This window comes from Neobacillus drentensis (assembly GCF_036965425.1).
GTDB lineage: Bacteria > Bacillota > Bacilli > Bacillales > Cytobacillaceae > Neobacillus > Neobacillus drentensis_F.
Genome location: NZ_JBALPP010000022.1, coordinates 44,570 through 65,452, shown reverse-complemented (window position 1 = coordinate 65,452; position 20,883 = coordinate 44,570). Strand labels below are relative to the sequence as shown.

General features: G+C 40.2%; 23 protein-coding genes. 21 read left to right on the top strand and 2 right to left on the bottom strand.

The features are described 5' to 3' along the window. Nucleotides 1–174: 174 nt before the first annotated feature. From V7161_RS06405 to V7161_RS06350, 12 genes are all read left to right on the top strand, one after another. A complete protein-coding gene (locus V7161_RS06405) occupies nt 175–1,506 on the top strand; it encodes an aspartate aminotransferase family protein (protein WP_335443251.1) in 1,332 nt (443 codons plus the stop codon). Nucleotides 1,507–1,526: 20 nt separating this feature from the next. Beyond that, on the top strand, nt 1,527–2,219 hold the full coding sequence (locus V7161_RS06400; protein WP_335443249.1) for a CoA transferase subunit A: 693 nt from the start codon (nt 1,527–1,529) through the stop codon (nt 2,217–2,219). Then, the gene (locus V7161_RS06395; protein WP_335443247.1) at nt 2,204–2,869 is read left to right on the top strand and encodes a 3-oxoacid CoA-transferase subunit B; all 666 of its coding nucleotides are present in this window, start codon (nt 2,204–2,206) and stop codon (nt 2,867–2,869) included. The genes V7161_RS06400 and V7161_RS06395 overlap by 16 nt, the downstream gene beginning before the upstream one ends. A gap of 28 nt (nt 2,870–2,897) precedes the next feature. Beyond that, nucleotides 2,898–4,166, top strand: a complete 1,269-nt coding sequence (locus tag V7161_RS06390; protein WP_335443246.1) for a peptidase — start codon at nt 2,898–2,900, stop codon at nt 4,164–4,166. Further along, nucleotides 4,159–5,529: a 4-aminobutyrate--2-oxoglutarate transaminase gene (gene gabT / locus V7161_RS06385; RefSeq protein ID WP_335443245.1), complete on the top strand. Its 1,371-nt coding sequence runs from the start codon at nt 4,159–4,161 to the stop codon at nt 5,527–5,529. The genes V7161_RS06390 and gabT overlap by 8 nt, the downstream gene beginning before the upstream one ends. 47 nt (nt 5,530–5,576) lie before the next feature. Continuing rightward, entirely contained in the window at nt 5,577–7,013 is a 1,437-nt protein-coding gene (locus tag V7161_RS06380; RefSeq protein ID WP_335443244.1) for an aldehyde dehydrogenase family protein, read from the top strand. A gap of 74 nt (nt 7,014–7,087) precedes the next feature. Further along, a complete protein-coding gene (gene ablB, locus V7161_RS06375; protein WP_335443242.1) occupies nt 7,088–7,942 on the top strand; it encodes a putative beta-lysine N-acetyltransferase in 855 nt (284 codons plus the stop codon). Between the two features lie 63 nt (nt 7,943–8,005). Next, the gene (locus V7161_RS06370; RefSeq protein WP_335443240.1) at nt 8,006–9,400 is read left to right on the top strand and encodes a sigma-54 interaction domain-containing protein; all 1,395 of its coding nucleotides are present in this window, start codon (nt 8,006–8,008) and stop codon (nt 9,398–9,400) included. 111 nt (nt 9,401–9,511) lie between these two features. Then, nucleotides 9,512–10,945: a lysine 2,3-aminomutase gene (gene ablA / locus V7161_RS06365; protein ID WP_335443238.1), complete on the top strand. Its 1,434-nt coding sequence runs from the start codon at nt 9,512–9,514 to the stop codon at nt 10,943–10,945. A 5-nt stretch (nt 10,946–10,950) separates the two neighbouring features. After that, nucleotides 10,951–11,229 (top strand): YokU family protein, encoded by a 279-nt coding sequence (locus tag V7161_RS06360; protein WP_223593220.1) that lies wholly within the window; start codon nt 10,951–10,953, stop codon nt 11,227–11,229. Nucleotides 11,230–11,337: 108 nt separating this feature from the next. Continuing rightward, entirely contained in the window at nt 11,338–11,565 is a 228-nt protein-coding gene (locus V7161_RS06355) for a YozE family protein (RefSeq protein ID WP_335443236.1), read from the top strand. A gap of 125 nt (nt 11,566–11,690) precedes the next feature. After that, nucleotides 11,691–12,386: a hypothetical protein gene (locus V7161_RS06350; RefSeq protein ID WP_335443234.1), complete on the top strand. Its 696-nt coding sequence runs from the start codon at nt 11,691–11,693 to the stop codon at nt 12,384–12,386. Nucleotide 12,387: 1 nt separating this feature from the next. Here V7161_RS06350 and V7161_RS06345 read toward each other — a convergent pair whose 3' ends face one another. Then, on the bottom strand, nt 12,388–12,555 hold the full coding sequence (locus V7161_RS06345; protein WP_335443232.1) for a hypothetical protein: 168 nt from the start codon (nt 12,553–12,555) through the stop codon (nt 12,388–12,390). Nucleotides 12,556–12,693: 138 nt separating this feature from the next. Between V7161_RS06345 and V7161_RS06340 the strand changes: the two genes are divergently transcribed. The 5 genes from V7161_RS06340 (at nt 12,694) to V7161_RS06320 (ending at nt 15,277) form a co-directional block, all read left to right on the top strand. Then, nucleotides 12,694–12,867: a YozD family protein gene (locus V7161_RS06340; RefSeq protein ID WP_066088900.1), complete on the top strand. Its 174-nt coding sequence runs from the start codon at nt 12,694–12,696 to the stop codon at nt 12,865–12,867. A 176-nt stretch (nt 12,868–13,043) separates the two neighbouring features. Beyond that, complete coding sequence (locus tag V7161_RS06335) at nt 13,044–13,226, top strand: hypothetical protein (protein WP_335443230.1); 183 nt, start codon at nt 13,044–13,046, stop codon at nt 13,224–13,226. Between the two features lie 7 nt (nt 13,227–13,233). Next, nucleotides 13,234–14,052 (top strand): serine/threonine protein kinase, encoded by an 819-nt coding sequence (locus tag V7161_RS06330; protein ID WP_335443228.1) that lies wholly within the window; start codon nt 13,234–13,236, stop codon nt 14,050–14,052. Beyond that, complete coding sequence (locus tag V7161_RS06325) at nt 14,039–14,809, top strand: sporulation protein (protein ID WP_335443225.1); 771 nt, start codon at nt 14,039–14,041, stop codon at nt 14,807–14,809. Before V7161_RS06330 ends, V7161_RS06325 begins: the two co-directional genes overlap by 14 nt. A gap of 156 nt (nt 14,810–14,965) precedes the next feature. After that, entirely contained in the window at nt 14,966–15,277 is a 312-nt protein-coding gene (locus V7161_RS06320) for a hypothetical protein (protein ID WP_223593213.1), read from the top strand. A gap of 211 nt (nt 15,278–15,488) precedes the next feature. Here the strand turns inward: V7161_RS06320 and V7161_RS06315 are convergent, their stop codons facing one another. Further along, nucleotides 15,489–15,617 carry a hypothetical protein gene (locus V7161_RS06315; protein ID WP_335443222.1) on the bottom strand — a complete coding sequence of 43 codons (129 nt, stop codon included), beginning with the start codon at nt 15,615–15,617 and terminating at the stop codon, nt 15,489–15,491. Nucleotides 15,618–15,773: 156 nt separating this feature from the next. On the opposite strand from V7161_RS06315, the gene deoD reads away from it, so the two are divergent. From deoD to V7161_RS06295, 4 genes are all read left to right on the top strand, one after another. Beyond that, nucleotides 15,774–16,478, top strand: coding sequence for a purine-nucleoside phosphorylase (deoD, locus tag V7161_RS06310; RefSeq protein WP_223593211.1), 705 nt, complete (start codon nt 15,774–15,776; stop codon nt 16,476–16,478). A gap of 140 nt (nt 16,479–16,618) precedes the next feature. Next, a complete protein-coding gene (locus tag V7161_RS06305; protein WP_335443219.1) occupies nt 16,619–18,811 on the top strand; it encodes a heavy metal translocating P-type ATPase in 2,193 nt (730 codons plus the stop codon). Nucleotides 18,812–18,989: 178 nt separating this feature from the next. Further along, nucleotides 18,990–20,486: a S41 family peptidase gene (locus tag V7161_RS06300; protein WP_420491585.1), complete on the top strand. Its 1,497-nt coding sequence runs from the start codon at nt 18,990–18,992 to the stop codon at nt 20,484–20,486. A 110-nt stretch (nt 20,487–20,596) separates the two neighbouring features. Continuing rightward, nucleotides 20,597–20,851, top strand: coding sequence for a hypothetical protein (locus tag V7161_RS06295; RefSeq protein WP_335443216.1), 255 nt, complete (start codon nt 20,597–20,599; stop codon nt 20,849–20,851). Nucleotides 20,852–20,883 lie beyond the last annotated feature (32 nt).

Here is a 20,883-nt window from a genome sequence, read left to right as displayed (position 1 = left end):
TATGAAACCCACAATGAGAACTATCTTCACAAATATGTACAGAATCCTGACTTCATGGTGTCTGTTTTTTTATTCCCAATAACGATTTCTAAATAAGATGAAAGAAACAAATAGATGTTTCATACAATTTCTATGAGGCCTGACTTATTTTAAGAAGAAAGTGGTGTCCGCCCCATGGAGCGTTCTTTTTTAATTAAACCAATGCTTGATGAAATATACCCAATGATTGATTATGGCAAAGGGGTCTATTTATTTGATAAAGAAGGGAAAAAATATTTGGATGCTTCGTCTGGTGCTGTTACAGCTAATATTGGCCACGGAGTAAGAGAAATTATTGACGCGATGAATGAGCAGGCAAATAAGGTTTCCTTTGTCTATCGCTCGCAATTTACCAGTGAAGCGGCCGAAAAGCTGGCTGAAAAAATTGCTGAACTAACTCCAGAAGGGCTTAATTGGAGCTTTTTTGTAAACAGCGGTTCGGAAGCGACCGAGACAGCTATGAAAATGGCCATCCAATATTGGCAGGAAAAAGGAATTCAAACTAAAACCAAAATATTATCCCGCTGGGTCAGTTACCATGGAATCACACTTGGAGCCCTTTCGATGTCGGGGCATACAGGAAGAAGAGCAAGATTTGTTCCCCTCTTAGAAGAATTTCCCGTCATCCACCCTCCCTACTGTTACCGCTGTCCTTACAACCTAGAGGCACCTTCCTGTAATTATTTATGTGCCCGCGAACTAGATACTGCCATTTCACGATTAGGAGCAGACAAAATTGCTGCTTTCATTGCTGAACCTGTGATTGGTGCAGCAGGCGGAGCCATCGCGCCGCCAAAGGATTATTTCAAACAGATAAAAGAAATATGTCAAGCCCATGATATTCTTTTTATCGCTGATGAGGTGATGACAGGGTTTGGACGTACTGGGACGATGCTTGCCTGTGAGCAATGGGGAGTTACGCCGGATATTGTTGCTTTAGGGAAAGGAATGGGGGCGGGCTACGCACCAATAGCGGCAGCCGTTGCCAGTGAAAAGGTAATGGAGCCAATATTGGCAGGGTCAAAATCCGTGATGAGCGGTCATACTTTAAGTGCTAACCCCCAAACATGCGCCGTTTCCTTAGCCGTTCTGGAATATTTGGAAAAAAACGAGATTTTAAAAGAGGTAGATTGTAAGAGTACTTATTTAAAAAATCAGCTCGAAAAATTAAAAGGCCAATTTTCATTTATTGGAGACATTCGAGGTAAAGGGTTGCTGCTGGGAATAGAATTTGTTGAAGATGAAAGCGCGAAAACTCCTTTTCCAAGAAGTGCACAAGTCACACAAAAAATTGTAGCCCTTGCCAAAGAAAAAGGGCTGCTCATATATCCTGCAGGAGCGGGAATCGACGGTGTAAACGGTGATGCCATCATCGTGTCCCCGCCATTAACAATCTCAAAAAGGGAAATCGAGGAACTTGCCGCACTATTAAAAGAAACATTTGAAGCATTTTCAAAGCAAATCTAGGAATGGCTGGTGAAGCGTAAATGGATAATCCATTCGGCAAAATTACGGCGCTTGAGAATGTTATGGAATTATTCCATGACGGCATGACGTTGATGTTTGGAGGTTTTGGCGGGGTGGGATCGCCGCCGACCCTAATCGATGGAATACTAGAAAAAGGAGTTACTAACCTTACCTTAATTGGGAACGATACAGGTTTTCCGACTATAGGAATCGGCAAGTTGGTCAAAGCGGAGCGAGCCAAAAAAGTAATTGCCTCTCATATCGGTTCAAACCCCTATGCTGGCCAGCAAATGCACGAGGGAAAGCTTGTAGTTGAGTTTTCCCCGCAAGGAATCTTAGCCGAGAGAATCCGTGCCGGAGGCGTGGGACTGCCGGCAATCCTTTCCGATATTGGCATGGATAATGAGATTGTGGCAAAGAATAAACCTCTATTTACACTAAATGGAAAAAACTATCTTGTAGAAACAGCCTTAACTGCAGAGGTTTCAATCGTGTTTGCGAAAAAAGCAGATGAGTACGGGAATTTGATTTATGACAAAAGTGCCCGTAACACTAATCCACTTGTCGCAATGGCAGGGGACATTACGATTGCGGAAGTCGAAGAAATTGTTCCATTGGGCAGCCTGGCCCCGGATGAAATTATTACCCCGGGAGTTTTCATCAATTATGTCATTCCGTCGAAGGGAGTGAATTGGAAATGGGCATGGGAGTAGATATTCGGAATCAAATGGCGAGAAGGGCATCTGAGGAAATTCAAAATGGAATGGTCGTGAATCTTGGAATCGGCATCCCCTCTCTTGTCCCCAACCATCTATCTGAAGAAACAAAAGTGATGTTTCATGCTGAAAACGGGATAACCGGCATGGGACCAAGTCCAAATAAGGGTGAAGAGGATGAAAATTTATGCAATGCCGGAGGATTTCCTGTCACCCTCACTTGCGGAGGTTCCTACACAGATAGTGCCATTGCCTTTGGGATGATCCGCAGAGGTAAAGTTGATATTACCATTTTAGGTTCCCTTCAAGTCAGCCAAAATGGCGACTTAGCGAATTGGATTGTACCGGGAAAAAAGGTTCCAGGAATGGGAGGGGCGATGGAACTCGCTCAAAAAGCCAAAAAAGTCATTGTGGTTATGAATCATAATGATAAAAATGGCAGTCCCAAAATTGTTCCAGTCTGTACGCTGCCTTTGACCTCATCCAAGTGTGTTGACCTGATTATTACAGAAATGGCCGTTTTCAAGGTAACGGAAGAAGGGCTGCTTCTGACCGAATTATTTGCGCCATATAGTTTAGAAAATGTCGTCACTAAGACCGGTTGTGAATTTAACATAAGTGAAAATATCCGTAGAATACCATACTAGCAAAATCTGGGCAAAAGGAGTGAGTCACATGGAAAAAAATAAAGTCCGTATTAAGCAGTGGCTTAAGGAAAATCGCGCCAGGGGAGCACGATTGTTACAAATCCTTGTTCAAGAGGATAGTACAAGAGGAAATGAAAGCGGGACCCAGGCAATAGTTATCGAAAAATGCCGTCAGCTTGGCTTAACATTAGATATTTGGGAGATTGACGGCGACGAGCTGAAGAAACATCCTGCCTATTGTTGTGACCGGGAAAGTTTCGATGGAAATCCTAATTTAGTTGCCGTGCTAAAAGGTTCCGGCGGAGGCAAATCTATCATTCTAAATGGGCATATTGATGTGGTGCCGGTAGGAAATGTAAACAACTGGAAGCAGGATCCTTTTAGCGGAACGATAGAGTGCGGCAAGCTTTATGGAAGAGGAGCAACCGATATGAAAGGTGGGAATGTTGCTCTTATTATGGCAATAGAATCATTAATTGCAAATGGAATAAAGTTAAAGGGGGATGTTATTTTTCAAAGTGTCATTGAGGAGGAAAGCGGCGGGGCCGGTACACTTGCTGCCGTATTACGCGGATATCAAGCAGACGGGGCAATCATTCCGGAACCGACAAATATGAAAATCTTCCCAAAACAACAAGGGTCGATGTGGTTCAGAATTACCGTTAAGGGAAGGGCTGCACATGGGGGTACCAGGTATGAAGGTGTCAGCGCCATCGAAAAATCCCTGATCGTTATTCAAAGATTACAACAATTAGAGAAAGATAGAAATGCCAGGATATCCGATCCTCTATTCGAAAAAATTCCGATTCCGATTCCGATCAATATTGGAAAAATCAAAAGTGGTGAGTGGCCATCTTCCGTCCCTGACACCGCGATCATCGAAGGAAGAATGGGAGTGTCTCCAGAAGAAACGATTCAAGCTGCCCAATTAGAAATGGAAACTTGTTTGCAAGAAATAAACGAGAAGGATGAATGGTTCAGCGAGAACCCATTGCAAATTGAGTGGTTTGGCGGCAGATGGCTGCCAGGAAGCCTTGAGAGTGAGCATCCTTTGATAAAAGAGCTTACAAAGAGTTTCATAGAAGTAAAAGGAAATCAGCCGTCCATAGAGGCGAGTCCATGGGGAACAGATGGAGGAATCCTTTCTAATGTAGGGAATACTCCAGTGGTTGTCTTCGGGCCGGGGATTACGGAGACAGCCCATGATGCCAACGAACATATTAATTTAGAGGATCTGTTTGCTGCTAGTGAGATTATTGCCTTTACTTTATTGGAATGGTGTGAAGTGGATGAGTAACAAAAAGGATACAAAAAAGAGTTCCATTCAATTGAAAACAAGAATTCCAGGTCCGAAAGCAATTGAACTGCTAGCAAGGAAAGAACACAATGTCCCAAAGGGACCCTTTAATACAATCCCAACCTTTGCAGTAAAAGGGGAAGGAGCTTTAATTACGGATGTTGATGGCAACACTTTTATTGATTTTGCCGGTGCGATTGGCTCGTTAAATGTCGGTCATTGCCCGCCAATGATCGTTGAGGCACTGCACCGCCAGATTGATGCCTATCTTCACCCATGCTTTCACGTTATGATGTATGAACCCTATATTGAGCTCGCTGAAACCTTAAACCGAATTACTCCCGGAAATCATAAGAAGAAAACCTTCTTTTTAAACAGCGGGGCAGAGGCTGTTGAAAATGCCGTAAAAATAGCTCGAAAATATACCGGAAGGAAAGCGATAATCTCATTTGAAAGAGGCTTTCACGGACGAACCTATATGGCGATGTCCTTAACAAGCAAGGTCAAGCCATATAAATATGAGTTTGGTCCTTTTGCGCCTGAGACCTATAAGTGGCCATACCCTTATTATTATCGCTCAGAATTTGACTCCCCGGAACAGTTAGATGCTGCACTTCTCCAGCGATTTGAAACCTTTTTCCAAAGTGAAGTTCCTCCAGAAGAAATAGCTGCGGTGATTATGGAACCGGTACAAGGTGAAGGGGGATTTGTCTTTCCTTCGAAAGGCTTTGTGAAAGGTGTCAAAGCTCTATGTGAAAAGCATGGGATTTTGTTTATTGCTGATGAGATTCAAACTGGATTTGGCCGAACTGGAAAAATGTTTGCCATCGAGCATTTTGATGTTGTACCGGATCTTTTAACGATGTCTAAATCAATCGCGGCAGGATTGCCGATTAGTGCTGTCACCGGCCGCGCTGAAATTATGGATTCTCCTAACACAGGAGAAATTGGCGGAACATATGGCGGCAGCCCGCTTGGCTGCGTTGCCGGACTTGAAGTGGTGAAAACCATCGAGGAAGGAGGTTTGTTAAGCCGGGCCGAAAACATCGGCAAAGCCTTCCAAAACCGTTTTGAAAAAATCAAAACCCATTATCCGCAAATTGGTGAAGTTCGTCATCTCGGCGCAATGTGTGCCATCGAATTTGTAACGGATTCCGAATCCAAATCACCTAATAAAGACCTTGTTCAGGAAATCATTAAAACCGCCCATCAAAATGGACTTATTATCATGACAGCGGGATTATATGGCAATGTCATTCGCTTATTAACTCCACTTGTGATAACAGATGAACAGCTGAATGAGGGAATGGAAGTGTTAGAGAAAGCCATTCAACTTTGTTGTCAAAAAAATAAGTCAATTTAAACCACTTTCTTTCAAATAGATTTCTATAATAGTGGTAAAGCAAGGGAATGGAGGATAATATTTTGAAACAATCACTATGGATTGGCGGAGAATACCGTCCTGCAGCAACCTATACGGAATTAAAGAACCCTTTTAATCTTAAGCATATTGCGGATATTGCAGTTGCCGGAAAGGACGATGTCCTGGATGCAATCGCGTCTGCATATCAGGCTTCCGCAAAATTAGCAGCGCTGCCGGCATATGTCAGGGCGGAAATTTTAGAAAAAGTAGCAGGTTTTCTAAAGGAAGAAAGAGAAGAATGTGCTAAGATCATTTCTCAAGAAGCAGCAAAACCGATTAAAGCTGCTCGGGCCGAGGTGGACCGGACAATCATGACCTATACCTTTGCTTCCCATGAAGCAAGAAGAATCCATGGAGAAACTGTTCCGATGGATGCAGCCCCAGGCGGGGAAGGAAGGCTAGCTTTTACAGTTAGAGAGCCCATTGGTGTCATCGCAGCGATTACGCCATTCAATTTCCCTATGAATCTCGTTGCTCATAAAGTAGGACCAGCGATTGCCGCAGGAAATCCTGTGGTGTTAAAACCGGCGAGCCAAACCCCGTTATCGGCTTATAAGATTGCTGAATTTTTTCACCGGGCAGGTTTGCCGCACGGTGCCTTAAACGTGGTAACCGGAAGCGGACGCAGTGTCGGCGATATATTAATGAAAGACGACAGAATTAAGATGATCACCTTTACGGGAAGCCCTGAGGTTGGCAGATATATCAGGGAAAACTCCGGCTTAAAGCGAGTAACCCTGGAATTAGGTTCAAACTCTGCCGTAATTGTCGACGAAGGGGTCAACCTTGAAAAGATTATCCCAAGGATTGTCACAGGTGCGTTTTCCTACCAGGGGCAGGTATGTATTAGCATTCAGCGAATTTTTGTTCATGAAAATCTATTGGAAGCATTTACGGAGCAGTTCATAGAAGAAGTGAAAAAACTAAAAATCGGAAATCCCTTGGATGAAGATACAGATATCTCTGCATTGATTTCGAGGGGAGATGTTCAGCGTACAAAAGAGTGGGTAGAAGAAGCAGTCGCAAGCGGTGCAGGGATAAAAATTGGCGGCAGCATTACGGATGGAATTTATCAGCCAACCGTTTTGGTCGATGTAGACACCAGTGAAAAGGTTTCTTGTGAAGAAATTTTTGCTCCGGTCGTCCATATCAATCGGTTTAAAACAATGAATGAGGCCATTGAGATGGTCAATGACTCAAAATATGGCCTGCAGGCAGGGATTTTTACGGATAACATCCATTATGGACTTCAGGCTGCGAAAAGATTAGAAGTTGGCGGCGTAATGATTAATGATATTCCTACGTTCCGCGTTGATCAAATGCCATACGGCGGGGTGAAGTTAAGCGGCATGGGACGAGAAGGAATCAAATACGCCGTCGAGGAAATGTCCGAATTAAAATTAATTAGCTTTAAGATGGAATAACATCACGATGTCTGGCTTAATTCTAGGCCAGACTTTTTTTCAAATAGCTTCATGGTGTTTAAGGAGGGGATCGAATGAATCAAACATCAGAAACGATTTATTTGGAGGACAGTCACTTTTTCCTGGAGGTCTATTTGGACCCCTTTAATAAACGAATTCGTGTGGATGATTATCGGGGGAATTTGAACTTGATATTAGAAAAAACAGAGGAGCTTATTAAAAAGCACCAAGCGGAAAAGCTAATATTTAAGGGGCGTACAGAAGATTCACTGAAATTACTCGAACATGCACTCCAGCCTGAAGCGGTCGTCGATCGTTATTTTCTTGGTTCCGATGCTCATTTTTTTTCAAAGTTTTTTACACCAGAAAGGAAGAAAAACGATCATTGGATTACAGAAGACGGGATGGTCCACAGTATTTATCAATTAGATATATCGGTCGAAAAAGCGTTTCCTCCTAAAGAATATGAATTGAAAAAGGCAGACGAAAGATATGCGGTAGAGCTAGCCGCGCTGTATGGCCAAGTGTTTCAAATCTATCCCACTCCGATGAATGATCCGGAATATATTAAAAAGACCATGAAGGACGGAACGATTTATTATGCATTTCTTTACCAGGGTAAAATAGTCAGCGCTGCCTCTGCTGAAATCAATGGGTTTTATAAAAATGCGGAATTAACAGATTGTGCGACCCTGACAGAACACCGGAAGTATGGATTAATGAAGCTAATTCTTAAAGAGATTGAGGCTGAATTGAAAAGAAAAGGAATCTTTTGTGCCTATTCGATAGCTAGATCATTATCCTTTGGCATGAATGCTGTTTTATACCAGCTTGGGTATTCCTATAGGGGAAGGTTAATGAATAATTGCTATATCTATGACAAATTAGAAAATATGAATATGTGGGTAAAGAATCTGGCAAACTGCTAAATTTTTGGCTCAAGTATGACCATTTTTCGGCACCTTATCTTACCAGAAAGGCAGGTGAAATAAATGGCCCAATTAATCGCTTTAACGCAAGAAGTTCTAAGTGCCATTCTAAAAAGTATTGATGAAGGAATCCATGTGGTCAATACAGAAGGAAAAACGATATATTATAACGAAGTGGCAGCAAGACATGACGGGATGACAGTAAAGGAAGTATTGGGGAAGCATTTATTTGACTCCTTTCCTTCCCTTTCAGAAGAATCTAGTACCTTGTTAAAGGTCATAAAAACAGGAAAGCCAATTTACAATCAAACCCAGGTCTATATGAATTTGCATGGCACAAGAATTGATACCATGAATACAACACTGCCAATCTTTTTAGGCGAAGAAATCATCGGTGCCGTTGAAATCGCTAAAGATTATTCACGAATGAAGCTGTTTGCAGAAAGATTACTAGACCTGCAAAAAGGGTTAAATAGAAGCAGCAGGAAAAAATCTGCAAAGCAGGTCAAGTATACCCTTAGGGATTTAATGACGGTAAATCCCAGCTTCAACAGCTTGAAGGAGGATGCGAAAAGATTAGCAAAATCGGATTCTCCCATTCTTGTTTACGGGGAAAGCGGCACTGGAAAAGAACTCTTTGTACAGGGCCTCCACCATGAATCACTGCGCTCAGAAGGTCCATTTATAGCGCAAAATTGTGCAGCAATCCCTGAAACCCTGCTTGAAAGCATTCTTTTTGGTACAGCTAAGGGAAGCTATACTGGGGCAGTTGACCGTAAAGGCTTATTTGAGCTGGCAGATGGGGGCACTCTTTTTCTAGACGAGTTACATACTATGCCGATTGAACTGCAGGCGAAGCTGCTTAGAGTGTTAGAGGATGGAATGGTTAGAAGGGTCGGGAGCTCTGAAAACATGCTTGTGGATGTTCGTGTCATTGCCGCGATGAATGTACATCCAAATGAAGCACTTCAAGACCAGAAGCTTAGGTCTGACCTCTATTACCGATTAAATGTGTTCACCTTTTCCCTGCTGCCATTAAGGGATCGAAAAGAAGATATTTTGTTTTTAACAGAACACTTTATTAAGGATTACAACGTTAAATTGACAAAAAACATAAAGGGTATTAAAAATTCGTGTGAATCCTTTTTCATGGAGTATCAATGGCCAGGGAATGTACGCGAGTTAAAGCATACGATTGAATACATGATGAATATCTCTGACGCGGAATACCTGAGGGTCGAGGATTTGCCGATAATGTTGAAGCATCTTTCAGCATCGCAGCAAAGTTGTATGGATTCAACTGGAGAGCTTTCACTTAGGAAAAATATTGAAAAGTTAGAGAAACGATTAATTAAAAATGCATTAGAGTTAAGCGCTGGAAATATCAATCAAGCTTCCAAGCTATTAGAGATTCCAAGACAAACGTTACAATATAAAATTAAAAAAATACTAGACTAAGGCGCCGAATTTTCGGCGCCTTTTTGTTCCTCCAAACGGGCGCTCCAGCATTTAAGCATTGGCACGTTTCTTGCATATTAATAAGTAAAGGTCACGAATGGAGGAATTGTGATGAAACAATTTTTATATAAGCCAAAAAGGCATTGGAAAGATATTGAGCTTTGGAAGGATGTTACCGAAGAACAATGGAACGATTGGCTGTGGCAGCTGACAAATACGATTCGAACGTTAGATGACTTAAAAAAAGTTATCAATCTGACGCCGGATGAAGAAGAGGGAGTAAGAATTTCGACGAAAACAATCCCCTTAAATATTACACCCTATTATGCTTCCTTGATGAATCAAGATGACCCACGCTGTCCGATTAGAATGCAGTCTGTACCCATTTCAAAAGAAATTTATAAAACCAAGTATGACCTCGAAGATCCATTATACGAAGATGAAGATTCTCCCGTTCCTGGGTTAACCCATCGTTATCCAGACCGGGTGCTCTTTCTTGTAACCAATCAATGTTCCATGTATTGCCGCTATTGTACAAGACGGCGCTTCTCGGGGCAAATTGGCATGGGTGTTCCAAAGAAGCAGCTGGATGCTGCGATTGGATATATCCGGCAAACCCCGCAGGTAAGGGATGTATTGATTTCCGGAGGGGATGGCCTCCTTATTAATGATAATATTTTGGAATATATTCTTAAGAACCTAAGAGAAATTGATCATGTAGAAATTATTCGGATAGGGACGAGGGCTCCGGTTGTATTCCCGCAGAGGATTACGGAAAATCTCTGTAATATTTTAAAAAAATATCATCCGGTTTGGCTGAATACCCATTTTAATACGTCGATCGAAATCACGGAGGAATCGAAACGTGCCTGTGAAATGCTCGCCAATTGCGGCGTTCCAGTTGGCAATCAGTCTGTTATTCTAGCAGGTATTAATGACAGCGTTCCAATTATGAAAAGACTGATGCATGATCTTGTGAAAATCCGTGTACGGCCATACTATATTTATCAATGTGATCTTTCAGAAGGCATCGGCCATTTTCGTGCACCTGTTTCAAAAGGCCTTGAAATCATTGAGGGATTAAGAGGACATACAAGCGGCTATGCAGTGCCTACATTTGTCGTTGATGCACCGGGAGGAGGCGGAAAAATTGCCCTTCAGCCTAATTATTTAATTTCGCAAAGTGCGGAAAAGGTTGTCCTACGGAACTTTGAGGGTGTTATTACTTCGTATCCAGAACCGGAAAACTATGTCCCTGGAAGGGCGGAGAACTACTTTAAAGAGGTCTATCCTGACATGGAAGAAAAACGCTCCCTTGCCGGGATAGCGGGGATTATGAATGACCAGCACTTTAATCTCGTTCCGGAAGGATTATCAAGACTGAACCGCCGTAAGGATTACAATCAAGACCCTGCTCATACATCGCTTAAAGATAAACGAAGCAAACGGGATGAATTGAAGGATAAGAAATATAAAGCACAAACCCAAAAAGAAAAGGAAAGTCATGAAACACCTAATTCCAGCAGTACGACAGAGGGGGTTTAGGGCAAATGGTGTGTGAGTGGTGCAGCAGCCCAAATGTGAAAAGATTGACAGGTTCGGTGTATTGGGAAATCCCTGATGGAACACGTGCAATTGAAATCTCTGAGACGCCGACTCTCTCTTGTCCGGATTGTTCGATGGTCTATCAGAGTGAGCCGATAGTAAAAGAAATTGAGAACCAATTATATTTAATTGATTGCCGTAAGGTTGGAAAAGTGATTACCTTTGAAGAATTAATGGCAATCCCGAGGCTATTAAAGAAAAATTACTTTGATTTCTCTTCCTAAAAGTAAGCAACTAAATATCAGGCTGCTTTTGTTATGTGAAACTTTACGCTGCCAACTATATCCGTTATAGTATGGATTATAAATAAAACGGATTAGAAAGGCGTTATCATGAGCAAATCATTTTATCATTTCTTAATGAAATATCGGCATCCTTCCCCTAAGGACGCATTGAGCCTATTTGCGAATCATGCTTATTTAGATCATAGTTTTCCAAAAAATTCATCTGATTACCACGAATTAAGCTCGTATCTCGAAATGAATGGTCATTATTTGGAATCGATGTCTATATTTGATGAAGCCTGGCAGTTGTATATCATATCTGAAAATAAAGCTTAAAAAGAAATCGTCTCCTTTTTGAGGCGATTTTTTCATTTTATAATTGTCATGCGCTTTTATAAATAGCTGCGCATATACTATTGTAATCAAAATTCACGACTAATCATTTGAGAGGATGGGAGGACATGGCAAAACGAAAAAAACCGAAGTACAAGATCGGTGATACGGTCGTGATTACAATATATGGTACTGTTGGCAGAGTTACAGATGTAAAATGGCTCGACGGAAAGTATGTGTATGAAGTGAATAAGAGTGATGGGCTGTTCATTGAGGAAGCCTTGCAATTACTCTCCGAATATGACGGCACGATAATGGAACAGGAGCAAATTGATATAGAATATAAATTTTTTATAGGTGATTTGGTTCAAGTAGCCGGTTATGGAGCAGATTTATTTAAAGTAGTTGGCTTCCGCACCGAAATATGGCGCTATAAGGATGATGCATGGGAAGATGTTATCTATGAACTATCCAGAGTAAGTGATGGGGAGTGGCTTGAAGCAGGAGAAGAGGAACTGACGCTTGTGGCGGATGCGGAGAGTGCAGACACATTTATTCAAAAACTAGGCCTCTTATACTTAGTAAATAAGCAAGAAAAACCAACAAAAAATCCTAATTTGCAAAACATGGTAAGGAAATCGGAATTTGAAGAAATCGAGCGTAAAAAGGAAAAGAAGGAACTAATTGATAATTTGTTAGATATATTCAACGATTATCGAATACTATATGAATTATTTCATGATCAAGAATACTATCAAGTCATGCGAGTTATTCTCAGAAAGTTAGAGAGCCTTGTAAGCAACGATGGCAAAAGCCATGTGTAGCCTATAACCGTGTTACCGCAAACAGTAAATACAAAACAAAAGGAATTCCGGTCCACTTAATCAAAAAAAACATCGCACCAAGTAAGTTTTCCATCATTTGTACAGTTTGCCCATCTTCTTTGTTAACATCTTCCATTAATGCCTCAAACTTTGTTTGTAAATTTAACATGATATCACCTCAAGTAGGATTCTTTACTTCAAACATATGCTTGTCCGATTAAAAAAAGACATGTTTCTTTTTTTAATAAATTGAAATAGCATGAAAAGGCCATGTACATCATACATTCTGTAAAAAGGGGGCGATGCTATGAGAGAAATTGAAGTATTTATTGATACAGAAGAAATTGCCGAATTTTTCTTTCATGAGCTTGTAAAAAGGGGATACGTTCCTAGCGAAGAAGAATTGGAAGAACTCGCTGACATTACCTTTGAATATTTAATTGAGAAAAGTATCATCGATGAAGAAGTGGAAGATGAATAATAAACAATGAATGAAAGAAGGGAAAAGCCTCTTCTTAACATAGATGGAGACGAAAGACGAGCATTCTGTGCTCGCTTTTTGTTTGATTCGATGAAATGAATTATTTTTTTTAAAAATAGCGAAACCATTATTTTTCTTGTTCGTATATATTGTTACGAAGATGAGGAGGGATTCGGATGTTCAAAAAAATCCTTAAATCAATTATTAAAAGCAAGCTGAGCCATGGGAATCATAAATACAGCTCATCAAGCGATGCCTGGAAGAAAATGAACCATTATAATCACAACCATCTAGGGCACCATCATTATAAAAAGAAGCATAAAAGCGGCAGTTTTATGTCTAGTTTCTTTAGCAGTTAAATAAATGGTGAAAAAAATCATTTTATTATTTTCCAATCTTTTCGAAAGGCCGTTTTCTAAAGAAAAAATTCTGGCTGGCCGCTATCAGGTGATCAGTCATCTCGGCATGGGCAGCTATGGGCACATCTATCTAGTAGTAGATTTAGTTACTCAAACGAATAAGGTTCTCAAAGCACTTCGCCTTCACAAAAGAATAACCAAGGCTGGAAGACAAGGCTTTGAGTTAGAAAAAATATTATTAAATTCGATTCATAATCCAGGATTTCCAATGTATTTTGAGGATGGGACATTTAAGAAAATCCCTTATTATACGATGGAATTTATTGATGGAAAGAATTTTGAACAATTAATTTTTGCTGAAAATATGGTCATACCTGAAAGAGAAGCTTTTAGGATTGCTTTCGAATTATTAGAACATATTGAATATCTTCATTGTCGTAAACTTATCCATCGTGATATCCGTATTCCTAATGTCATCCTAGCCGGATCAAAGATTAGGCTGATTGATTTAGGACTTGCTAGACCTTTGAATTCTAAATACAAGGAGAAACGACGCAAACTGGATTTGCGAAAAGAAGTAAACCAACAGGCGGATTTCTATGGATTGGGCCATTTTCTTTTATTTTTGCTGTATTCCAATTTTACCGTTCAAGAAAATACACCGGAAAAAAGCTGGGAAGAAGAATTGGATATATCTGATCAAGCAAAACGTATCATTCGCAGTCTTCTGCAAATCGATAATGCTTATGACAATTGCGCTCAAATAAAAGCTGATATTCAACAATTTATACTTAATCAAGGGAGAGAAAAAAATGTCGTTCTTTAACAAAGTATTTGCCAGTGTAGGGATTGGTTCAGCAGCAGTAGACACAAAGTTAGAAAAGGATACGTATATGCCGGGAGAGCCCGTTAAGGGAGTTGTAGAAATTAGAGGCGGCAAAGTGGAACAGCAGGTTGATGAAATTTATTTAGCATTAAACACAACCTACCTAAGAGAATCTGATGACCGGAAGTATACGGTCACAGCAACGATCGACCGTTTCCGCTTAACATCACCCTTTACCATTAGGTCAAATGAGCGAAAAGAAATTCCGTTTACTTTCCAATTGCCCTATGATACTCCATTAACTATCGGCAGATCCAAGGTTTGGGTATCGACTGGCCTTGATATTAAAGGTGGTGTCGATCCAAGTGATCAAGATCATTTAAAGGTGGTCCCGAATCCGTTGATGTCTGCTGTATTTAATTGCGTTGATAATTTGGGCTTTAGAATTAGGGAAGCTGATTGTGAGGAGGCACCAAGAAGATTGCGAGGACGCCTTCCTTTTGTTCAAGAATTTGAATTTGTTCCTACTTCCGGACCATTTCGCGGCCGTTTAGATGAACTTGAAGTCGTTTTCTTTCCAGCAGGTAACGGGACACTGGATATAATGCTCCAAGTCGATCGCCGTGCTAGAGGTTTGTCAGGCTTATTCTCTGAAGCAATGGGAACAGATGAAACGAATGTGCGTTTAACGGTTACAAATGCAGATATTCCATATTTAACACAAAAAATTCAAACGGTTATCAGCCGTTATTCCTAAGCATTCTTTGTCATTTCGCTATTATTTCACATGAATCAGCGGCAAATAAGTAAAAAAAGTGATTTTCGACAAAAAAAGCGGAATTTCTTAGAAGGATTCGACATGGGTTATCGCTAATTATTAGAATATAAAATTAATTCTAATAATTGGAGGTAAATGATGATCAAAGTATTAACTAGAAGAGCAAGTATTCAATATGATGTGACGATCTTTCAAACTCCAAAGTACAGGGAAAATAAAGGGCATAAAGAGGTATATCGAACGACAATTATAGCGAATAGCAGAGATCATTGTCTGCAGGAGACCTTCAGCTGCTTTAATGTGACGGACAGAATCCCTGCTGATTATAGTGGGAGATTTCTTACGACTGGGGATATCGTTTTAATTGATGAAGGCCGCGGCGGCCAGCACTACTATCAATTAAAGCCTGGCGGCTGGTTTCCGATTAATCGAATTATGCTGCTCTAAATAAGGCTCCTTCCGTAAACATTGTTGCTTTGCAACTTATTAAGGGTCATTTACAAGGTTTCTAGGCAATTTTCGCAAATGGCTTTTACGAAAAGATGCCACGATGGTTCTAGTTATACGGGGTGATAACTTATACGAGAGACAACAATCCTTGCGAAAATGGCCATAAATAATGAAAAAAACCTAAGGAAAATATCCTTAGGTTTTTTTCTTAGCTTTTCCGGCCGCCAGTAGCATTGTGTTCCTTCGCATGTGCCTCGTGTTCAGCTACGATTGCTTCTGCAGGGATATGATTATTTTTCTTTTGTCCATTTACGCGGCTTCGATGTTTTTTTCCCAAAAAACTCAACCTCCTTTTAATTCTAGAAATAGCATCCCACAAAATTAAAATTTCATGTCCGTTTCTGATTTACCTTTTCTAGTGAAAATTGTTTATGTTATAGTGTCTATGGTGCAGAATAATAACTGTACTATTTATTGTTAGGAGGATTTTGAAATGAGCGTACATATTGGTGCGAAAGAAAACGAAATTGCGGAAACGGTTTTGCTTCCTGGAGATCCGCTTCGTGCAAAATATATTGCAGAAACGTTTTTAGAAGATGCAAAATGCTATAACGAAGTTAGAAATATGTTTGGCTATACTGGTACATATAAAGGAAAGAGAATTTCTGTTCAAGGAACTGGAATGGGGGTTCCTTCCATATCCATTTATGTAAATGAATTGATGCAAAGCTATAATGTTCAAAATTTAATACGAGTTGGAACCTGTGGAGCCATTCAAAAGGATGTTAAGGTCCGCGATGTCATTCTTGCTATGACAAGTTCAACTGATTCCAATATGAACCGTCTTACCTTTGGCCATGTTGATTTCGCACCGTGTGCAAGCTTTGATTTATTGAAAAAGGCCTATGATACTGGTTTAGAGAAAGGGCTAAATTTAAAAGTGGGGAATATTTTTACCGCTGACTCCTTCTACAACGATAATGCTGAACTGGAAAAATGGGCGAAATATCAGATTTTAGCGATTGAAATGGAGACAACTGCACTATATACATTAGCAGCTAAATTTGGACGTAAGGCGCTTTCTGTTTTGACAGTAAGTGACCATATTTTGACAGGTGAAGAAACAACTGCTGAAGAAAGACAATTAACCTTTAACGATATGATTGAAGTGGCTTTAGAAGCAGCTATTAAAGAATAATATTCATACGCCTCTTCCTTAAAAGGAGGAGGTTTTTGTTTTTATGGAGAATTTATTATAAAGCAAAAAACTAGTGATAGTGACAAATATCATCGAAAATCATAGGATGCCAGGGTACTGTATTAATTGAGGTGAACAAAGTGAAAGAGCAGCTAAAGTTAGATATATCAGGGATGACCTGCGCGGCATGTTCAACGAGAATTGAAAAGGTTTTGAATAAAATGGACGGTGTTGAGGCAAATGTTAATTTAGCCATGGAGAGTGCCGCTATTTCTTATGAGACTGAGCTGGTTTCCAGTGATGACATTATCGCAAGAATTGAAAAAATTGGCTATGGTGCCAAGGAGAAAATGCAAAGAGAGGAAAAAAGACAGTTAAAAGAAGAAGAAATAAAACATAAGAAACAATTATTAATTCTTTCTATTATTCTTTCTTTTCCACTACTCTATACCATGCTTGATCATGTACCAGTGGAACTCAACCTGCCAATGCCACACCTCTTGATGAATCCATGGTTTCAATTAATCTTGGCAACACCAGTCCAATTTTATATAGGAGGACCATTTTATATTGCCGCTTTTAAAGCATTGAAAAATAAGGGCGCGAATATGGATGTTTTAGTGGCACTGGGAACCTCTGCTGCTTATTTTTATAGTCTTTTTGAAGGTTTAAAAACGCTTGAAAATCAACAATACTCCCCTCATCTTTATTTTGAAACTAGTGCCGTGCTTATCACCTTAATTCTGCTTGGCAAATTATTTGAAGCTATGGCAAAGGGAAGAACAACGATTGCAATCTCCAAACTGCTAAGCTTGCAAGCAAAGGAAGCCATCGTTATTCGTGAAGGGAAAGAGTTTAAAATTCCGATAAATGAAGTTAAGGTGTCAGATTTTTTATTAGTGAAACCTGGAGAAAAAATCCCGGTAGACGGAGAAGTAATCCAAGGCAAAACGTCTGTTGATGAGTCAATGATTACAGGTGAATCTATCCCTGTGGAAAAATCCCCAGGTGATACGGTGATCGGTTCGACGATTAATAAAAATGGAACAATTACAGTGACCGCTGTAAAAGTAGGAAAGGATACAGCGCTCGCAGGAATTATCAAAATCGTTGAGGAGGCTCAAGGAAATAAGGCTCCAATACAACGGATTGCTGATATTATATCTGGGTACTTTGTCCCTGTTGTGGTTACCATATCATTTCTTACATTTTTTATTTGGTATCTATTTATTAATCCCGGGAATATTCCAATTGCATTAGAAACATCCATCGCTGTCCTCGTCATTGCCTGTCCATGTGCGCTAGGATTAGCAACTCCGACTTCCATCATGGTTGGCACTGGTAAAGGAGCGGAAATGGGTATTCTCTTCAAAGGCGGAGAACATTTAGAAGCAGCCCATAAAATTGACACAATTGTTCTGGACAAAACAGGAACGATTACAAAGGGACAACCAATCGTTACAGATTTTATCGCCTACCGGGATGAAAAAAAAGTCCTCCAATATCTTGTCTCTGCCGAGAAGTCTTCTGAGCATCCACTTGCAGAGGCGATTGTTAAATTTGGAATGGAGAATAGGACAAGTACTCTTCCTGTAAAAAAATTTGCGGCCATTCCAGGTTATGGGATTGAAGCAAAAATAGGCTATGAGGAAATATATATCGGTACCCGCAAGCTTATGAATCTTAAAAGAATCCCCTATTTAGAGGTGGAACATGACCTGCACCGGTTTGAGAACGAAGGAAAAACAGCAATGTTTATTGCCATCAATTCCTCCATTATGGGGGTCATAGCTGTTGCAGATACAGTCAAAGAGACAGCAAAAACGGCAGTCGAGCAGTTACATCAGCTTGGGATTGAGGTCTTTATGCTGACAGGTGATAATGAACGGACAGCAAAAGCGATTGCAGCTCAAGTAGGAATTCAAAAAGTAATAGCGGAAGTTTTACCTGAGGAAAAAGCTAATCACGTGAAAAGACTTCAGCAAAAAGGAAGAAAGGTTGCGATGGTTGGCGATGGAATAAATGACGCGCCTGCCCTTGCCGTTGCCGATATTGGGATCGCAATTGGAACCGGGACCGATGTGGCCATTGAAGCGGCCGATATCACCATATTAGGCGGAGAATTAACCTTGATTCCAAAAGCGATTTCATTAAGCCAAAAGACAATAAAAAACATCCGCCAAAATCTCTTCTGGGCTTTAATATATAACACCGGGGGCATTCCAATCGCTGCATTGGGAATGTTGGCGCCATGGGTTGCAGGTGCTGCTATGGCGTTTAGTTCAGTCTCGGTCGTAACGAATTCACTTCGTTTGAAAAGAGTAAAGATTTAATGATAAGAAATATGTTAACGGCACCTTCCTTTTGGCAGGTGCTTTTTAAAGCTTTTAAGCATTTGCTCTATTTTCTTTACTTTTTCTTTGTTAATTTTATTAAAAAGATGTTATTCTAAACACTAAGGGTTAAAATTAAAAATGCTTTAACTTGGACATTTCTTATTTTTTATGGTTAATGAAAGTGGTGAAGGCTTTGGAGGAAGAGAAAAAAGACCTGGAAAAGGTTGAACAGGAGCAAATGACGGATAATAGGTCAAGCTATATCCGATTCAAGAAATTCCATTTTATAATGCTTTTGTTTTTTATCGTTTTTCTATCTGCTGGAATTACAACTGTTGCCTTCTCGTTTGGCAAAGAAAAGGTTGTGCCGGCTGCCAATGATAGGCAGGAATTTAATAAGCTATATGAAGCTTATGATACATTGAAAAATAAGTACTACAAAGGAACGAGCCAAAATAAGCTGATCAATGGAGCCATCAACGGTATGGTTGAAGCTCTTGATGACCCTTACTCAGATTATATGAGTAAAGATGAAGCGAAGAGCTTTCATAGCAGCATTTCCTCGTCATTCGAAGGTGTTGGTGCAGAAATTCAAGAAAAAGACGGCCATATAACAATCGTTTCACCGATCAAAGGATCACCTGCTGAAAAAGCGGGCTTAAAACCAAATGACATCATTCTATCTGTGGATGGAAAGAGCCTTCAGGGTATGAATTCAACCCAAGCGGTGACAATGATTCGCGGTAAAAAGGGTACGAAGGTTGAATTGTCTATTCAAAGACCTGGCACTACTGCTCCAATGAGCGTACCAATTGTTCGAGATGAGATACCGATTGAAACCGTTTATGGCGAAATGGTGGATGACCAAATTGCCAAAGTCCAAATTACCAGTTTCTCTAGTAATACATCTAACGAGCTTGTTAAAACGCTGAATGACTTACAAAAGAAGGGTATGAAGGGGCTTGTACTTGACCTAAGGCAAAATCCTGGAGGATTATTGGATCAAGCTGTAACAATCTCCAGTATGTTCGTCCCAAAAGGAAAAGTTATCGTTAAAGAAGAAGACCGTAACGGTAAAATTACCGAAATTCCTTCTGAAAATAAGGGTAATCCTACCCTTCCGTTAGTTGTCTTGATTGACAAGGGAAGCGCAAGTGCTTCTGAAATACTTTCCGCAGCCGTTAAGGAATCTGCCGGTGTTCCGTTAGTTGGGGAAAAGTCATTTGGTAAAGGAACAGTTCAAACTGCTTCCGATTTTGCGGATGGTTCCAACTTAAAATTCACCATCGCAAAATGGCTGACACCAAACGGTAATTGGATTCATAAAAAAGGAATTAAACCAGATTACGAAGTAGCCTTACCTGAATATGCAACATTGCCAATTATTAATCCTGATAAAGAACTAGCGCTTTCTACTTCTTCAACTGAGGTTCAAACAGCGCAAAAAATGCTGAAAGCGATTGGATACGATCCAGGGCGCGAGGATGGCTTTTTTGACGAAAAAACGAAAGCAGCTGTTATCGCATTCCAAAAAGCACAGAAACTCCCAGAAAATGGGGTGCTAAAAGGTGATGCTACCTTGAAGCTAATGGACCTGCTAAGAGAAAAAATTAAAACGAGTGATACTCAATTGCAAAAGGCAGTTGAAGTATTAAAAGGCAGAATGAAATAGCTGACAATGCCCGATTCCATAAGGAGTCGGGTTTTTTATTTGGGCCTGTATATCTCTTAAGGTTCTATCCTAAAATGGAAAGTAAATGAATGGAAGGAAGTTTTAGATCCATGAGAAAGCTATGCATAGCAGTAATTATATTTTCCATTTTGGGATACGGTCCTCTAAATTCGTTTTTTCATAACGGATTCAAGACTGAAGTGGATTCCGTTTTTCAAAAAATAAAAGATTCGGCTGGATTATCTGAGGAAACGAATAAAAAGGTCGAGAATTTTTTAGTTAATGCTGACAAATCAGTTGAAGAAATAGCAGCATTAGCACCGGTTCTTATCAAAGAAGCATTGAACCTTTTTAAAAGCGGATGATTTTTTCATCCGCTTTTTCAGTTATAATATAA

Excerpts from the sequence above, each read along its gene's own strand:
- V7161_RS06405 (WP_335443251.1), top strand. The coding sequence starts at position 175 with ATGGAGCGTTCTTTTTTAATTAAACCAATGCTTGATGAAATATACCCA.
- V7161_RS06400 (WP_335443249.1), top strand. The coding sequence starts at position 1,527 with ATGGATAATCCATTCGGCAAAATTACGGCGCTTGAGAATGTTATGGAA.
- V7161_RS06395 (WP_335443247.1), top strand. The coding sequence starts at position 2,204 with ATGGGCATGGGAGTAGATATTCGGAATCAAATGGCGAGAAGGGCATCT.
- V7161_RS06390 (WP_335443246.1), top strand. The coding sequence starts at position 2,898 with ATGGAAAAAAATAAAGTCCGTATTAAGCAGTGGCTTAAGGAAAATCGC.
- gabT (WP_335443245.1), top strand. The coding sequence starts at position 4,159 with ATGAGTAACAAAAAGGATACAAAAAAGAGTTCCATTCAATTGAAAACA.
- V7161_RS06380 (WP_335443244.1), top strand. The coding sequence starts at position 5,577 with ATGGAGGATAATATTTTGAAACAATCACTATGGATTGGCGGAGAATAC.
- ablB (WP_335443242.1), top strand. The coding sequence starts at position 7,088 with ATGAATCAAACATCAGAAACGATTTATTTGGAGGACAGTCACTTTTTC.
- V7161_RS06370 (WP_335443240.1), top strand. The coding sequence starts at position 8,006 with ATGGCCCAATTAATCGCTTTAACGCAAGAAGTTCTAAGTGCCATTCTA.
- ablA (WP_335443238.1), top strand. The coding sequence starts at position 9,512 with ATGAAACAATTTTTATATAAGCCAAAAAGGCATTGGAAAGATATTGAG.
- V7161_RS06360 (WP_223593220.1), top strand. The coding sequence starts at position 10,951 with ATGGTGTGTGAGTGGTGCAGCAGCCCAAATGTGAAAAGATTGACAGGT.
- V7161_RS06355 (WP_335443236.1), top strand. The coding sequence starts at position 11,338 with ATGAGCAAATCATTTTATCATTTCTTAATGAAATATCGGCATCCTTCC.
- V7161_RS06350 (WP_335443234.1), top strand. The coding sequence starts at position 11,691 with ATGGCAAAACGAAAAAAACCGAAGTACAAGATCGGTGATACGGTCGTG.
- V7161_RS06345 (WP_335443232.1), bottom strand. The coding sequence starts at position 12,555 with ATGTTAAATTTACAAACAAAGTTTGAGGCATTAATGGAAGATGTTAAC.
- V7161_RS06340 (WP_066088900.1), top strand. The coding sequence starts at position 12,694 with ATGAGAGAAATTGAAGTATTTATTGATACAGAAGAAATTGCCGAATTT.
- V7161_RS06335 (WP_335443230.1), top strand. The coding sequence starts at position 13,044 with ATGTTCAAAAAAATCCTTAAATCAATTATTAAAAGCAAGCTGAGCCAT.
- V7161_RS06325 (WP_335443225.1), top strand. The coding sequence starts at position 14,039 with ATGTCGTTCTTTAACAAAGTATTTGCCAGTGTAGGGATTGGTTCAGCA.
- V7161_RS06320 (WP_223593213.1), top strand. The coding sequence starts at position 14,966 with ATGATGATCAAAGTATTAACTAGAAGAGCAAGTATTCAATATGATGTG.
- deoD (WP_223593211.1), top strand. The coding sequence starts at position 15,774 with ATGAGCGTACATATTGGTGCGAAAGAAAACGAAATTGCGGAAACGGTT.
- V7161_RS06300 (WP_420491585.1), top strand. The coding sequence starts at position 18,990 with ATGAAAGTGGTGAAGGCTTTGGAGGAAGAGAAAAAAGACCTGGAAAAG.
- V7161_RS06295 (WP_335443216.1), top strand. The coding sequence starts at position 20,597 with ATGAGAAAGCTATGCATAGCAGTAATTATATTTTCCATTTTGGGATAC.